Annotated in this window: 15 protein-coding genes; 9 read left to right on the top strand and 6 right to left on the bottom strand. The window is 45.9% G+C overall.

Annotation, left to right across the window (positions count from 1 at the left end; all coding sequences use genetic code 11):
• Positions 1-82: 82 nt before the first annotated feature.
• Entirely contained in the window at positions 83-388 is a 306-nt protein-coding gene (locus tag ACMUEV_RS20785) for a hypothetical protein (protein WP_348251650.1), read from the top strand.
• A gap of 100 nt (positions 389-488) precedes the next feature.
• Here ACMUEV_RS20785 and ACMUEV_RS20780 read toward each other — a convergent pair whose 3' ends face one another.
• Positions 489-1,451: a sugar-binding transcriptional regulator gene (locus ACMUEV_RS20780; RefSeq protein ID WP_190651389.1), complete on the bottom strand. Its 963-nt coding sequence runs from the start codon at positions 1,449-1,451 to the stop codon at positions 489-491.
• A gap of 135 nt (positions 1,452-1,586) precedes the next feature.
• Positions 1,587-2,390 (bottom strand): SDR family oxidoreductase, encoded by an 804-nt coding sequence (locus ACMUEV_RS20775; RefSeq protein ID WP_190651386.1) that lies wholly within the window; start codon positions 2,388-2,390, stop codon positions 1,587-1,589.
• A 157-nt stretch (positions 2,391-2,547) separates the two neighbouring features.
• On the opposite strand from ACMUEV_RS20775, the gene ACMUEV_RS20770 reads away from it, so the two are divergent.
• The 8 genes from ACMUEV_RS20770 (at position 2,548) to ACMUEV_RS20735 (ending at position 11,892) form a co-directional block, all read left to right on the top strand.
• On the top strand, positions 2,548-3,894 hold the full coding sequence (locus ACMUEV_RS20770; RefSeq protein WP_017287274.1) for an ABC transporter substrate-binding protein: 1,347 nt from the start codon (positions 2,548-2,550) through the stop codon (positions 3,892-3,894).
• A gap of 106 nt (positions 3,895-4,000) precedes the next feature.
• Positions 4,001-4,918 (top strand): carbohydrate ABC transporter permease, encoded by a 918-nt coding sequence (locus ACMUEV_RS20765; protein WP_017287273.1) that lies wholly within the window; start codon positions 4,001-4,003, stop codon positions 4,916-4,918.
• 14 nt (positions 4,919-4,932) lie between these two features.
• Positions 4,933-5,754, top strand: a complete 822-nt coding sequence (locus ACMUEV_RS20760; protein WP_017287272.1) for a carbohydrate ABC transporter permease — start codon at positions 4,933-4,935, stop codon at positions 5,752-5,754.
• Positions 5,755-5,790: 36 nt separating this feature from the next.
• Positions 5,791-6,948 carry an ABC transporter ATP-binding protein gene (locus ACMUEV_RS20755; RefSeq protein ID WP_190651384.1) on the top strand — a complete coding sequence of 386 codons (1,158 nt, stop codon included), beginning with the start codon at positions 5,791-5,793 and terminating at the stop codon, positions 6,946-6,948.
• On the top strand, positions 6,905-8,407 hold the full coding sequence (locus tag ACMUEV_RS20750) for a mannitol dehydrogenase family protein (RefSeq protein WP_190651383.1): 1,503 nt from the start codon (positions 6,905-6,907) through the stop codon (positions 8,405-8,407). Before ACMUEV_RS20755 ends, ACMUEV_RS20750 begins: the two co-directional genes overlap by 44 nt.
• A 390-nt stretch (positions 8,408-8,797) precedes the next feature.
• Positions 8,798-9,814 (top strand): hypothetical protein, encoded by a 1,017-nt coding sequence (locus tag ACMUEV_RS20745; protein ID WP_190651381.1) that lies wholly within the window; start codon positions 8,798-8,800, stop codon positions 9,812-9,814.
• A 387-nt stretch (positions 9,815-10,201) separates the two neighbouring features.
• Positions 10,202-10,495, top strand: a complete 294-nt coding sequence (locus tag ACMUEV_RS20740) for a hypothetical protein (protein ID WP_190651380.1) — start codon at positions 10,202-10,204, stop codon at positions 10,493-10,495.
• A 272-nt stretch (positions 10,496-10,767) separates the two neighbouring features.
• Complete coding sequence (locus ACMUEV_RS20735; protein WP_190651378.1) at positions 10,768-11,892, top strand: hypothetical protein; 1,125 nt, start codon at positions 10,768-10,770, stop codon at positions 11,890-11,892.
• Positions 11,893-11,952: 60 nt separating this feature from the next.
• Here ACMUEV_RS20735 and ACMUEV_RS20730 read toward each other — a convergent pair whose 3' ends face one another.
• The 4 genes from ACMUEV_RS20730 to ACMUEV_RS20715 form a co-directional block, all read right to left on the bottom strand.
• Entirely contained in the window at positions 11,953-12,378 is a 426-nt protein-coding gene (locus ACMUEV_RS20730) for a hypothetical protein (protein ID WP_190651376.1), read from the bottom strand.
• Positions 12,379-12,485: 107 nt separating this feature from the next.
• Positions 12,486-13,184 (bottom strand): hypothetical protein, encoded by a 699-nt coding sequence (locus tag ACMUEV_RS20725; RefSeq protein ID WP_348251649.1) that lies wholly within the window; start codon positions 13,182-13,184, stop codon positions 12,486-12,488.
• A gap of 210 nt (positions 13,185-13,394) precedes the next feature.
• Positions 13,395-14,813: a hypothetical protein gene (locus ACMUEV_RS20720; RefSeq protein WP_190651372.1), complete on the bottom strand. Its 1,419-nt coding sequence runs from the start codon at positions 14,811-14,813 to the stop codon at positions 13,395-13,397.
• Between the two features lie 15 nt (positions 14,814-14,828).
• Positions 14,829-15,263 carry a hypothetical protein gene (locus tag ACMUEV_RS20715; RefSeq protein WP_242044435.1) on the bottom strand — a complete coding sequence of 145 codons (435 nt, stop codon included), beginning with the start codon at positions 15,261-15,263 and terminating at the stop codon, positions 14,829-14,831.
• Positions 15,264-15,455: the final 192 nt, after the last annotated feature.

Here is a 15,455-nt window from a genome sequence, read left to right as displayed (position 1 = left end):
TGTTGAGATGACAAACAATCATAAGGGTGTTTGTTCACGATTCAAACAATCTAAGGTGGGATTGTAGTGTTAAGGAGGCTTAATGATGCGAACGTTTCAACAGCAACGAAACTACGAACGGCTTGAACAACTTCCGCCACAACTTGATCAATTAACTGCCTCAGGCTTCCGCTGGGTTTGGGAGGTTTTGTCGAATCTCTGGCAATTACCTTCTAGCGAACCCAAGGTTCGACAGAAAATGGATAGCTCTGGCACTCTATACTGGCAGGCTTATGATCCTCTGCATCATCTCACTATCCGCTTCGAGGATGAGCAAGCAGTCATGGAGTGGTTAGATAGACAAATCTATCGGCGCTCACGGGCAAATTTATGGAACATCGATGGATAGGCTACTAATTTCCAGCCTTGAGAGTGATTAAGAACGACTGTATAAGGCTTCAATTCACACAGTCGTTCTTGATCAATCCTGGGCTGATGTTCTACCGCACTTACACTTTGGCAAGAATGGCTTCAGCAACGGCTTTATCAGTGACGAGTCCTGTAATCAGCTTGCCACGCATGGCAGCTAGAATGGCTTCTGCCTTTTTTTCACTCCCTGCAACACCAATGACCAAACGCTGAGCGGGTTGCTGTAAGGGAACGCTGGCAACGCGACTATTGATACCTTCTTGTAGCAAAACTCCCTCGTAGTTATATGCCCAACCTGCAATCTCTCCAACTGCTCCTAGCTCAATCAATTTCGCAACTTCTTCATCGTTAATAAAGCCGTCCTGATGAAGTGGAGCATTCCAAACAATATGACCAATCCCAACAAATGTTACTTTCGCCTGCTCTGCTAAGGTTTTTACGGTAATAAACGATCGCTGTGTCTGTAATAGCTGCCGTTCTTCAACGCTGGTCGCAACAACTGGAGTCGGAACAGGATAGGCTTGAGAACCGACGCGATCGGCGAGATGCATAACAACTTCATGACGACCCGCACGCCCATAGTGGGACAGGTTGCCAATAATAGAGATGATTTTGTGTTGAGGTTGATCCATGGATGGGATCTGTTCCACCATTGCACGCAATGTCCGTCCAGAAGAAAATGCCAAAATGGTTGGAGCTTTTGCGAGTAAATAAGTCTCTAAATAATCAGCAGCGCACACGCCAATCCCACTCAGATCGTCAACTTTGCTGGTATCACTGGGCACTACTTCACACAAAGACAATTGGAATTTGTCCCGTAACATTTCAGCTAGCTCGATACACTCCTTTAAAGGATGATCAAGGCGAAACTTGATCAGTTTTTCGCTAACAGCCAGTGCAACGAGGCGTTGAGCAGCCTGACGGGAGACATTGAGCTTATTGGCAACTTCTTCTTGAGTGTTGCCACCAATGTAATAGAGCCAAGCGGCATGAGCCGCAAGATCCAGTTTACGATCGCGTCGCTCAATAAAAGGTTCTCCCATATCTCACCATCCAGAAAAAAGCATCTACCCAAAGAGATTTTTGAGCCTATATCTAAAGCTAGAGCATTTGCTCAAATCTCTTTGTCAGGTTTATCACATTTCTCTCACAAAAATCTACTCAAAATTCTGCGATCGCTATTGTCCCCCCGTAATGTCCAGGTTAAATCCTGTTATATAACTCGCTTCGTCACTCATGAGAAAAGCAACCCCGTTGGCAACCTCTTCTAAACTGCCTAAACGGCGCATTGGCACTGAGCTGATCATTTGTTGTTCTACAACTTTGGGATCGAGATCAAAATACTGAGAACCCACGGCTGCCTGCAATTCAGTTTGCCGTGTCCACATTACGCCCGGTCCAATGAGTGAAGGTGAGAGAGAATTCACTCGAATTCCGTAAGCTGCTAAATCTTTTGCAGTCGTTTGAGTCATGCCAATCACGGCAAACTTGGAAGCTGCATAAGCCAGCATGTTCGGAGGACCATCCACTCCTGCATGGCTCGCCATATTGACGATAGCGCCACCCCCTGAATCCCGGAGATGTTGAGCCGCAGCTTTTAGCACATGAAAAACGCCAATGACATTGATATCTATGACCTTTTGAAAATCATCCGCTGGATACTCATCCGTTTTGGCAAAGACTCCTTGATAGCCAGCATTGTTAAAGATGTAGTCAATCTGTCCAACCTGCGCCACAGCATCCGAGAATGCATTTGCCACACTGTCTGCAAGCGTCACATCACACTGAAATGCACCAAGAGGGACATTGTACTCCTCTAATTCCTGCACCACTTCTGCCATTTTGGTTTCATTCAAATCCAGCAAAACTACTCCAGCACCATTGGCTGCAAAGCGTTGTGCCGTTGCTTTTCCAATATCTCCAGCACCACCTGTGATTAAAATCGTTTTTCCCTCAAACGAATAAGTTGCGTTTGCCGTCACGGTCTTATCTCCTTGTTAATCAAGAATTGTTTCAAATCCGAATGAACGATTTAGTTTTAGAACTGAGATCAGTATGATTTCTATTATTGAGCTTTTGCCCAAGAGTGGAGCATAAACTCGATATTACTTGCTCGATCTTTAATATAAGGAGCTAGCGATGCGTACACCTCGCTTCGCCAAGATCATCGTTGTGTTCCTGATTGGCATGATGTTGACGCAACTGTTACATGCTTGTTCTTCAGGTTCGCAAGCGGCAGAAAAAACAAGACTCACGATCGCCACCGTCAATAACGGCGATATGGTGATCATGCAAGAGCTTTCCAGCCAGTTTGAGAAAGCGAACCCCGACATTCAACTGAGATGGGTCGTGTTGGAAGAAAATGTATTGCGCCAGCGGGTCACGACTGATGTTGCCAGCCAAGGTGGGCAATTTGATGTTTTGACGATCGGATCTTATGAGACTCCGATCTGGGCAAGACGCGATTGGCTCAGACCACTAAATTTGCCTGCTAGCTATGATGTCAACGACCTGTTAAAACCGATTCGAGAAGGACTTTCTAATGACGGCAAACTCTATGCGGTGCCGTTCTATGGCGAAAGTTCGATGCTTTATTATCGCAAGGATTTATTTGAAAAAGCAGGAATTACGGTTCCTGAACAGCCCACCTATCCTCAAATTAAAGAGTGGGCAAGTAAAATCCATGATCCCAAAAATGGGGTTTATGGCGTGTGCTTACGGGGGAAACCGGGTTGGGGTGAAAATATGGGGTTCATTTCAACGCTCGTGAATACCTATGGAGGTCAATGGTTTGACACGAACTGGAATCCAACCATTAATACACCCGCTTGGAAAGAAGCAATCACCTACTATGTAGATCTCATGCGGAACTACGGTCCACCTGGAGCAAGCTCTAATGGATTCAATGAAAATTTAGCCTTGTTCTCAACAGGCAAGTGCGGAATGTGGGTTGATGCAACCGTTGCGGCGGGACTCCTCTCGAACCCGAAAGAATCTAAGGTGTATGACAAGCTAGGCTTTGCTCGTGCGCCGATCGAGAAATATCCCAATGGTTCAAATTGGCTCTGGGCTTGGGCTTTAGCAGTTCCTAAAACCTCGAAAGCACCAGAAGCAGCGGAACGGTTTATTGCTTGGGCAACCTCGAAAGAGTATATCCAGCTAGTTGCTGAACAAAATGGTTGGGTTGCCGTACCACCGGGTACTCGCACTTCCACCTATCAGAATCCTAACTATCAAAAAGCCGCTCCTTTTGCCTCGATCGTGCTGCGTTCTATCCAATCTGCTGATGTCACCCGACCTGCGGCTCAACCCACACCTTATAAAGGCATTCAGTATGTGGATATTCCAGAATTCCAAGCGATTGGATCATCGACTGGACAAACGATCGCGGCTGCACTGACTGGTAGTACCTCTGTTGATCAAGCATTGCAGCAATCTCAACGCACAACGGAGCGCTTCATGAGACATACAGGCTATATCCAGTAGGGACAGATTGAGCAGCAGTTTTCAAGGTTACTCAATCGCTTGAGATCTGTTCCTACTTTCTGACCAATGCGGTTCAAAGACCATTCAATTTGCGATCGTTAAAACTATGTCTTCAATTGTTGTAGAACGTCACCCCGAAACACCGCCACCCAGACGACGAACTCGTCGTCAGGCATCAACCTTACCGCTTGTTGCGCCTTCCGTCATTGCGCTGCTGCTATGGATGATTGTGCCGCTGGTGATGACCATCTGGTTTTCTTTTCAGCGGTATAACCTGTTGAATCCAGATGCACAAAAGTTCATTGGGATTGAGAATTTCACCTTTATCCTCGGTGATTCAGGTTTTTGGATTTCGCTTGGGACTACGATCGTGCTAGTTGCTGCCGTTTTGGCAATTACGATCGGACTTGGGACATTACTCGCCATCTTGTTTGATCAAGACTTTCCCGGACAGGGAATTGCGCGGGTGCTAGCGATTTCTCCTTTCTTTGTCATGCCTACAGTTAGTGCATTGATTTGGAAGAATATGCTGATGCATCCGGTCAATGGGTTGTTTGCTCAAATTACACGAGGCTTAGGATTAGGCGCGATCGATTGGTTTGCCAATTTCCCATTACTAGCAATCATCATCATTGTGTCATGGGAGTGGCTTCCTTTTGCGTTGCTGATCTTATTGACCGCAATTCAGTCGCTTGATCATGAGCAGTTAGAAGCTGCTCGGATGGATGGCGCAAATGCGATCGCGCTATTCCGATTCGTGATGCTGCCGCACCTCAGCCGTGCGATCGCCGTTGTCGCAATGATTGAAACAATTTTCTTCCTCACCATCTTTGCGGAAATCTTCGTAACGACGGGTGGTGGGCCTGGTTTAGCAACAACAAACCTAGCCTATTACATCTTCCTGAAAGCGCTACTAGAATTTGATGTCGGTGGTGCTTCAGCCGGTGGTTTGATTGCCGTAATTTTGGCAAATATCGTAGCAATCTTCTTGTTGCGGAGTGTTGCTCGTAATTTGGATACCTAATTGGGGCACTTAAAATGGCACGTAAAAATTCTCGTACATGGCTGTGGGCAGTGCTGGGCTGGTTAACTGCTTTACTCCTGTTCTTCCCAATCTTCTGGATGTTTATCACCAGTTTCAAAACTGAAGTTGCTGCGGTTGCGACTCCACCTCAGTTGTTCTTCCAGCCAACCGTGGAAAATTATGTGACTATCCAGGATCGGGCAAGTTACTTCAATTATGCGTTTAACAGCGTAGCCGTTTCCCTCGGCTCAACGATTCTTGCACTACTGCTTGCTATTCCTGCTGCCTATGCGATGGCATTCTTCCCCACCAAACGCACCAAGGGAACCTTGACCTGGATGTTGTCCACCAAAATGCTACCGTCTGTTGGCGTTCTAGTTCCCATCTATATCCTGTGTCGGAATGCGGGGCTGCTAGATACTCGTCTCGCTTTGATTATCATTTACACGCTGACCAATTTACCGATCGTCGTTTGGATGATCTATAGCTTCTTCAAAGATGTCCCCAAAGAAATTCTAGAAGCCGATCGGATGGATGGTGCTAGTACTCAACAAGAACTTCGCCACGTGTTACTGCCATTGGCACTGCCGGGAATTGCTTCTACTGCGCTACTATCTATCATTCTGTCGTGGAACGAAGCCTTCTGGAGCTTGAATCTCACCACGTCTGATGCAGCTCCACTTACTGCGTTTATTGCTTCATTCTCCAGTCCGCAGGGATTGTTCTGGGCAAAGCTTTCTGCTGCATCAACGTTAGCGATCGCACCCATTCTCATCTTTGGTTGGTTAAGCCAACGACAATTAGTTCGAGGTCTGACCTTTGGCGCCGTGAAATAGCATCTGCTTGTTTTTAATCATCGATAGGAGCAGTTCATGTCTACAGTTACTTTAAGAAATATCCATAAACGGTACACTGACGTTGAAATCATCAAAGGCATTGATCTGGATATTAACGATCGTGAGTTTGTGGTGTTTGTGGGTCCATCGGGCTGTGGGAAATCAACATTACTTCGCATGATTGCTGGACTTGAGGACATTTCCTCGGGGGATCTGTTGATTGATGGAGAACGGGTGAATGATGTGCCACCAGACAAACGGGGATTAGCCATGGTGTTCCAAACCTATGCGCTCTATCCTCACATGACTGTGGCAGAAAATATGGCATTCAGTCTACGGCTTTCTGGTATGCCAAAAGCGCGACGAATGGAACGGGCGCGAGATGTTGCTCGCATCCTCCAGTTAGAACCCCTCTTAAACCGGAAACCGAAAGAGCTATCGGGGGGGCAACGTCAGCGGGTGGCGATCGGTCGGGCACTCGTTCGGAATCCCAAGGTATTTTTGTTTGATGAACCTTTGTCAAACTTAGATGCAGCTTTGCGAGTACAGATGCGGCTAGAACTTGCAAGCCTACACGATAGCCTGCAATCCACGATGATTTATGTCACGCACGATCAGGTCGAAGCAATGACACTTGCCGATAAGATTGTGGTCTTGCAGGGCGGGATTGTGGAACAAGTAGGATCACCGCTGGAACTCTACCATCATCCTCGAAATCTATTCGTGGCTGGATTCATCGGTTCACCGAAAATGAACTTTCTCCCCGTCACGGTATCCGCCGTCAATGACTCCGGGACAACAGTTCAACTTCCGGGTGGTGCTCGCGTGACCATTCCCGTTAGACCTGGAAGCCTCTCTACTGGAGATGGAGCAACCTTAGGAATTCGACCAGAACACTTAAGACTGGATCACAATGATCCAACTCTGACAGGTGAAGTGCTTGTCGTGGAACAACTGGGTGGAGAGACATTTCTCTACGTCAGAATTGCGGGGGGTGACACATTGGTTGTGCAAACTGATGGTGACAATCCTAGCCGGATGCACGATCGCGCATTTATTCATGTAGATAGCGATCTGTGCCACCTGTTTAATCAAAACGGTGAATCTGTTCCCAAAGCTCGTCGTCACCACTTAACAATGGATGAATCCCATGAACCCCAATATCAAAACCGAATCAGCCATCAAGCTGAATGAAGCCTCTCTTGCTCGTTTAACGAGTGATGTTCGCATTTCCCAATACGATCGCCATCAAATCAAGAATGGAATTATTCACATTGGGGTAGGCGGATTTCATCGCGCCCATCAAGCCCTTTATCTTGACAATTACTTTCACCAGCATCCCAACAGTGATTGGGGCATTTGCGGAGTTGGCTTGCTGGAATTCGATCAGCGGATGCGAGATGCATTGAAGTCACAAGATTGCTTATACACCTTAGTAGAGCGATCGCCCGAAAGCGATAATGCTAGAGTCATTGGTTCGATTACACAGTACCTATTCGCGCCAGAAAATCGGCAAGCTGTGATTGATGCCTTAGCCCATCCTCAATGTCGCATTGTGACACTCACGATTACAGAAGGAGGCTACTACTACATTGAGGGCAGCGGTGAATTTGATGTCAATCACCCAACAATTCAGCATGATTTACAACATCCAGATCAACCGATCGGGGTCTATGGCTTTTTGACAGCTGCATTAGATCAACGTCGTCAACAGGGAGTAGCACCCTTTACTGTCCTGTCTTGCGATAACTTGCAGGGGAACGGCAATATTGTTAAAAAAATGCTAACAGCTTTTGCAGAACTGCACGATCCAGAGTTGGGGCGTTGGATTGCTGACCATGTTGCTTTTCCAAACTGTATGGTCGATCGCATTACTCCCGCGACCACTCCAGCGGATATTGAAATGGTTCGGAATCAGTTTGGCATTGAAGATGCTTTTCCAGTCGTTGCTGAACCTTTTCTTCAGTGGGTCATCGAAGATAACTTCTGTGCAGGTAGACCGGAACTCGAAGCAGTGGGCGTTCAATTTACAAATGATGTTCATCCTTACGAGATGATGAAGATTCGCCTGCTCAATGCTAGCCATCTGCTGATCGGCTATCTCGGCACATTGATGGGCTATTCCTATGTTCATGAAGCAATGGCAGATCGGCTCATTCGACAAGCCGTTGAACAGTTGATGGAGGAAGTCACATCGACGCTCCAGCCTGTTCCTGGAATTGACTTGGACACCTATAGAAAGACATTGATTGAGCGATTTGCAAATCCCAAAATCCGAGATCAGCTTCCACGCTTGTGTTTCAATAGTTCAGCTAAGCTCCCTAAGTGGGTGCTCAGTCCACTGCGGGAGAAACTACAGCAAGGTGAATCCATTGACTATCTGAGTTTGATGATCGCTGCTTGGTTCCGCTACTTAAATGGACTGGATGACCAGAAGAAGCCGATTTCAATTGACGATCCAATGGCAGATGCTCTCACTCAACGTGCCCAAGCAGGCGGTTCCGATCCCAGTAGTCTCTTCGGGCTTTCTGAACTTTTTGGCGATCTCCCGCAGTCCTCGCGTTTCGTTGAGGCAGTGACGCATCATCTCCGCAATCTATATGACCTCGGAGCAAAAGAGACCTTAATCGGGCTGCTTCAGGTTCATCAATGAAGAGATTGAAGTTACTCGGGAAGCGTTCCCGTCATCATAAGGCGCTTAGTGTTGAGCAAAATCCATTCTGAGGAACGTTCTCAAAATTTATCTGATTTGTCGAGCGTGACTATCTTCGCCTGCTCTCTAAAAACAATTATGAGGTTTTTATTGAGACTGGGAAATCTTTGAGAGTCTTCGCATTCGTATTCGCAAATCGGAGTTGCTTTGGGATGGCTGTCAATCGCTCAAAACCAGCATTGTGTTTCAAGATTTGTAGCCTCAGCAATCAAGAGTGCTTGCAAACAAACGCTGGCTCTGGGGACACTGGCGTTAACTTTGGCTTGGCAGGTTGGGCAGGTCTGAGAAGAAGTATGATTTATTACCTATTACTATCCCGGATTTCATCTCATGGTGACAATTCCTGAGCAAGCGACATTAGATAGCCTCGAAAAGCGATCGGGCGACATTGTGCAACTGGCACGACAGCATGACTCCGATAGTCAAGCTACTCTATCTGCCAAGCGTCGCTTCTTTCTAGTCGAACTCGATGTCGCAGGGCTTTCCCCAGATAGCATCACGCCTGAACAAATTGCAGCTATCCAAGCCCAAGGCTATCCCAATCTCGTCATACTGCTTCAGGCGTTTTACCAGATTCGTGAATATTCTAGTTCGCCTGAGCGTTTGCAATGGAACCCAGATACCCAACCGGGTCGAACCAATGTCCCGATTTGTATGGATTGGTTCATTGCATCGATCGTGCCTGAAGAATTGAATCAGTTCGATTTCCTCAGTCGGTGTGAGCGAATTTGGACTGACTCGGCTCCTGCGGGCGAGGGAATGCTGTTTACGCGCATTTTTAATTATCAAGTCAAATTTGTTACAGGTTATGAGGATGGTCTGCGGTTAGTTCTTTGTCGGGTTGAAGTGGGAGCGCGATCGCATCCACCGCAAGTCTCTCGTCGCCCAGCGTTCGCTGTGAAACCCTTTGATCTCACCCGACGAATGGATGCCTATGATGGCAGTCCTGATGGTGAGGATTGGAATTGTCCTGTCAAAGTGCCGATGGGAATTTCGCGGTGGGATTTTACGCTAGCTGAAATCGATCGCCAAGATTTCAAGCAACTCAGGGATCAATTGGGAGACGCAAATTTTCAGACGATCGTAGAAACACAAGGGTATGTCCATCCTCAAAATGAACTTTCTACGTATCGGGGCGAAGACGATTTGCCTTTGCGCTACTATATTCGCGAAACGGATCAAGCTAAGGTCAAGGATTTAATTCTGGTCAGTTTCGGCGAATTTCAACCCTGCCGATGGGTGGCACATATTGAAGGAATTTGGCAAATCATCGAAGAGGACGAGCCGACACCTGAAAGCAAGCCTGTAGAGGCTGCTTCAATTCCTGAACTTGCGCAATTGGGGTAATTGTTGCCATTCGGATTTCATTTTGGATTGGCGGGTTATTGATCCTAAGTGCGATCGCTTGGGTTCTATGTCAAGGTTACGTTCAGCAGAGAAGATGAAAAAAGTCTTTGGAATTCGAGATCGCGGTGATTGTTTGCAATTTTTACCCTAGCTATATTTGAACTAGCTACAGTTCGTGACTCGCAATTCCAGATGCATTTTAGCGATTTCAGGAAATGTACTGAATTAAAGCAGAATACATTGCACGCTAAGCCTTATGATTCCCGTGTTTTGCTCATCCGAATTCAGAGCAAAGCTTTGCCATAGTCAAGCAAGAAGAGTAGTGAAACACAGACCTATTACTCTGTCTGTTCCAATCTCTTCTGATTCAAAATTCTTGCTAAAACCATGAAAAAAACGTTCATTCTTGCAGCACTTGCGCTCATGCCAACTGTTGCCTTTGCGATGCCGTCAGTGGCTACTGTTTACATCAAGTACTCCAATCAAGACTCCCAAAAGCATGTGATGAAAGTTCGCATGGATGGCTCAAACAAAGAAGTTACATTTGAAGCAAGAACAACGGGGGCAGCCACGATTCAAGGCAGTGGTCGAGAAGCAACGATTGAAACTGCTTGCGGCAAAGTCGAAATCAAAGATGATTCTAAGATTGAAATCAAGAACGGCTGTATCAAAGTCCAGTGATTTCCTGAGATAAAGTGATCTCTTGCTAGCAGCTAGCAGGAGATTTTTTCGTCTATGAATCGTACTCAGTATCATTAAGTGAATGGTTCAAAAGTCGATCCATGAAACAACAATCGATTTGGCAGTCAGGGATTGTTCGCACTCAGTGTTGTCGTTGACTTGGTACAATCAAATTCGCGAAAGGCACATAGTATTGCATGTAAGATAGCGAGTGCGCGTACGATATACAATCAACTCCCATTCGTTCTATGTCATAATCCCAGAGTAAGGCAGTGGAATACACAAAAAGCCTATTACATCATCCCAGACGGCAGGAAGTGATCACCCAAATCAGTCTCAAACAATTGGTGAAGTGGGATATTACTGCTCAGCCTAAAATCATAGGAGAGATGCAACTCAGTTCTTCGATCTCAAAGCATTGGACTGCAAGCCCATCCGCTGTTCTTTTACCAGATTTAGAACGAATTGCAGTGGTTCAATGCCACCTTGAACAAAATTACTTGGAGATCTACGCTTGGGAGGATTTCCGGTTGATCGAGTCGATCGTAATTCCGCCGCTCTCTTCTCCAGATTTAGAGGATGAATTCCTTTCTAGGAACGATCAGAACCCTGAGATAACCCATCTGAGTGTTACTGCTTGTGGGACTTATCTGTATCTTGTTGGAGAAGATGGACAAGTTTGCCTCTACCATTTGACCCAACATAGATGGTTACATTTAACAGCCATGAGCTTTGTTTGTCACCACAAAATCATCTTCGATCGCACACTCCGCTTAATGGTTGTTGAAGCTGCGGATATCGATCTCGCTTATAGCATTTATCGCATTGATGATCTAGAGCAGAATCGGTTGACTCTGATTGGGCAATTTATGGAGGTAAGTGACTGCCATCGGGGCGAATTGCAGTTGCATCCGAGGACAAATGCGATCGTTTGGACGGGCTATCATTGCCGGATCAAGTATCATACATTCCAGACGGAACAATTGCCTGCTGCTCCAGAAGTCGAGTATTGTTTTTCATCTTGTGATCCCTATCTCGATCAGCAGTGGGGCATCAATTTTCCCTATATCCAGCATCCTCGGAGTCAGGGTTTGTGGCGAAGTTGTTTAGCATTTCCCGATGCAGATACCTTACTATTCGGCGCAGGTTTCGCGATCGTTCAAATTAATGTCACGGATGGGCGAGTCATTGCAGAATATCAAACCCAATCGATTATTCATGAGATCGAATATGATGCCGACCGGCTTCGAGTCATCGCAATCACAAATGATGGGTTGATTTTGATTCCGATCGCTGACTTCGATCCGACAACACCCTATCTTCAATCCCTCTCGCTCCCACCTGCTGCCCAGATATATCCAGCGACACCACCTTCTAAAGGGTCAGCAGCGCCATAAGTTCTCACCTAGCTTGTGCGGCTTTTATCCAAGCTGAAGGTCATCTACTACGATCGCGCGTTAGTGACAGTTCCGATGTCCCTTGATGAAAGCAGTTTTAGGGATTGCACTACATTTAACGCCTGGAGAACCAAATCCGCTATATTGATCGAAGCTTCCTTGAACCTGCAAGTCTGGGGGAAGCTTGGCAATGCTAGTTTTGTATAAGAAAAGGGTTCCTTCAACGATCATTGCACTAGGAAGGTCTTCAATGTACGTGCCGCTAATGGTCAAGTTGCCTTTGATAGTGAGTCGATCGGGCAGTCGTTTGAGATTACCTTCTAGGGTGACGCTACGGTTAATGATGCAGCGTCCTGCTTGCTCGATCGCACCAAATTTTCGCAAGCTCTCACAAGGCTCAGGCGGGGCAGGACGCAAGATGTAAATTCCGCTGGCTAGTAGGGGGAAAATAGAGAGAAGCGATCGCGATCTTAGTTTTGAGAACATTTGAGCCAGTGAATCCTAATTTAGAATAACTACAGATTGTTGCTAGCAGTCCCGGAAAAATTTCTATAGTTAAAACTAGTTTCACATCATGGCAAAATGGTCAGACATCAACGTCTTAATTTTGTGAATTCGTATTCCAGAATACGTTGAAACGTAATCCAATTCGCGATCGAGACAATTTTGGGACTGCTTTCTTCTTGATCGAACCAAATCGTTCCACCTCCAATCATGACATGCTTCTGTTGTACAGAAATCATGGAGTCATCGACTTGCTTGAGTTCTTGTAAAACATCTTCTGTAAAGACTTGTGGAAAGTCACGGATCAAACTTTCCGGTTCATGATAGACCTTTTGCGATATTGTCACTGGAAATCTTACTAGGTTCGCGAAGGCTTTTGCATCTGCTTGCTCTGCTGCTAGCCGAATTTGATGGATAAACGCTCTCGTTACTGCGGGGTTCCAGCCTGCACGTTTTAACTGCTCATCTAATCGAGATTGAGTTGCGGGTGTTTTTGCTTGTGGCAAATAGGGTTGCCAGCCATTGGGTTCTAAAAGAAAAAAGCCTTGTTTCCCTTCGACGAGAAAAAGTTTGACCTTCATCTCTATTTCTAAGGGCTTGGACTGTCGCTGAGAACCCGTCCGTCCCCCAGTTTTGCCACGCCTTTCGTAACGAACCTCGATCGTTTGTCCAGGTTTAAGTGGGGTTTGTCTCGATCTCGTTTTCTCTATGCTTTCTACCTGAATCGTTGCGGTATGAGCATGGATGGTTCCGTAATTAGCTGGAATTTCTTTGCTTTGATCTGACATTACAGTTCCAATCACGATGTAGTGCGAGAGCGATTTTAGGTTTTGCTCCGATAGAGGAGGTATCGCAGAATAGACGGGTGAGATGGAAGCCGAGGGGATTGATGTTGTAACTGCTATCGCAAGCACAGCCCATAAAAGTTGATTTTTCATCGTGAGTCAGTCCATGTAAGTTATCTACTCAGGTTTCCCTCCTTGATGTTTAGATTTCGCTCAATGCTCTGATTGATAAAGCCGAAGAAAGCCCCCGTCAAACCATTCTGCATAGTGAAATGGCAGTGTTCCAGAGAGGAGCATCTGACCTCGACAGTAAAGAAAACAGATTTCTTTAGAAAAATGATAGTGCAACCTCTGCAATCCCTTTCTCAAAGCAGGACGATCGCCATTCTGCCAGAGTCGTGCTAAATGGGAGGATAAACAATTCAGAAAAAACTCAGCTTTCGGTAAAGAGGGATCGGTTGCCAAAGTTGCTAGCTCATCTTCCCGATTCCTCCAATCGACAGCCATTTCCCAAGCTTCTATCGGGGACGAACAGGATTCAAGCGCAGCCCAAGCGACTAACTCCAGGTAAGTAGGTTCATTGACATTAGCAAATAACGCGATCGCATCTGCTGGCGTTTCAATTTCTAAAACAGTCAATAAAGTCATCGCATGATGATACACACGACCTGTCACAAGTCGATATTGCTTGCCATACGCCTCAAAAGGAATCGTATGGGGATACTGCAATTTTGCTTGTTTCAACTGCTGTAAACAGAGCTTGTGAAATCCTGGTTCAGAGTAAGGCGGATCAAAAAACATCCAATCTAAACTCAAACTGTCTTTGTCCTGTCTGACCGAAGCACAATCTAAATAACGCCATAGCTTCTCAGCTTGAATTACACAGCGTTGAAGGTTTGGATAAGTAGCGAGGCAACCGAGAATTTCCGTAGAGAGTTCGCGATCGAGTAGGTTCGCGATCGACATTTGATTCAGCAATTCATATCGAATTCCTTCCACCTGATTCGGCGTATACAAACGAGCCTGATCTTCAAAGAGCAGGAGATAGAGGCTAGCTGTTTCCTCAAGCTCATCTAAAATCTGAGGAATAAGCAAGGGTTGATTGGAACTAGCAGAGGATGCAAAGCGCACATTCCATTGAATTTCGTTCAGAACTTCAATTCCCTCAACCGCTGGAAGACATGCCCAATTTCGAGCAACCTGCATTATCTTGAACGCAGTGCGATAGGGAATACAGTACATCCGATAGAAACTCCCCGGATGCCACAAACAAATCGGTTCATTGCAAGACTGACCTTGAAGCTGATCAACCAGTTCCCAAATCGCCCAATTTTGATAAGTTTGCGGTAATTTCCAACTGTGATCGCGAATCAGTTGCTGGCTATCTCTGATCAAGAAGTGATTGGCTCCGCCAAGTTCTGAAAAATCGCACTCATTTTCATAAATTTCATGCGCCTGAAAGCACTGCCAAAACGATTCATTCTGTGCATGATGCGCCAAAAACTCAATCAGCGCTGAATCGTCATATCGAGTCAAGGCTCTGCGACTGTGGCGACCAGAAAACAACACATCAGAATCGTTCTGTGCGATCGCTAATGTATATCCATCGATTACAACAAACGTTTTTCCCATGCTTATCTCTAAAAATTAAACACACAGCTCTAACCCTGAAACTTGCTCTAGAAGTGGAACCGCGAAGGATTCACAGCGAGGCATGAGCTTTGGAAGTTCAATCCGCAGTAATGCGATCGCAGCATCAACATCCTCACAATCATAGTAGAGATGTTCCAAATGATATGCTAGTAAGCCTTCAGGAATTTCTGCACTCCCGAAGCAGTTGCTAGAAGCCCAGATGATGAAAGATTCTGCTGAGCGATCGCACTCCAGAGCCAACAAATAAGCTCGAATAAAAAATTCCTCTGAGTAGTTCAGCGAAATTTGAGCCGTTTCAATCACGCCTTGTTTGAGGCATACTTCCGCACCTTTAGTCGCAATCTCTAGCAAATCATAGGCAGGTTTCTCTTGAGCCAAAATCTGAGCGTCTGCCCAAGCAATCAGGCTTTGCTCGGAAACAATACCCATATCCCAAAGGGTAAGTGCAATTGAGAGAGGAGTTATGCGATCGTCATTCAGCATTGAAATCCCTAGTTTTGTCCATATTGCTATCAGTCTACTTTGAGATCATCTTCAACAAACGATGTTATGATTTCAGCAAATTATGCCCAGTGAACCATTGATGCCAAAACTATCCCTCAAGCTCAATTGGTTGAGATT

This window comes from Leptolyngbya sp. FACHB-1624 (assembly GCF_047649235.1).
In the GTDB taxonomy this organism is placed as follows: Bacteria; Cyanobacteriota; Cyanobacteriia; order Leptolyngbyales; family Leptolyngbyaceae; genus Leptolyngbya; species Leptolyngbya boryana.
Note: the sequence above shows the minus strand (reverse complement) of the source record. Positions and strands in the feature narration are given on the sequence as shown.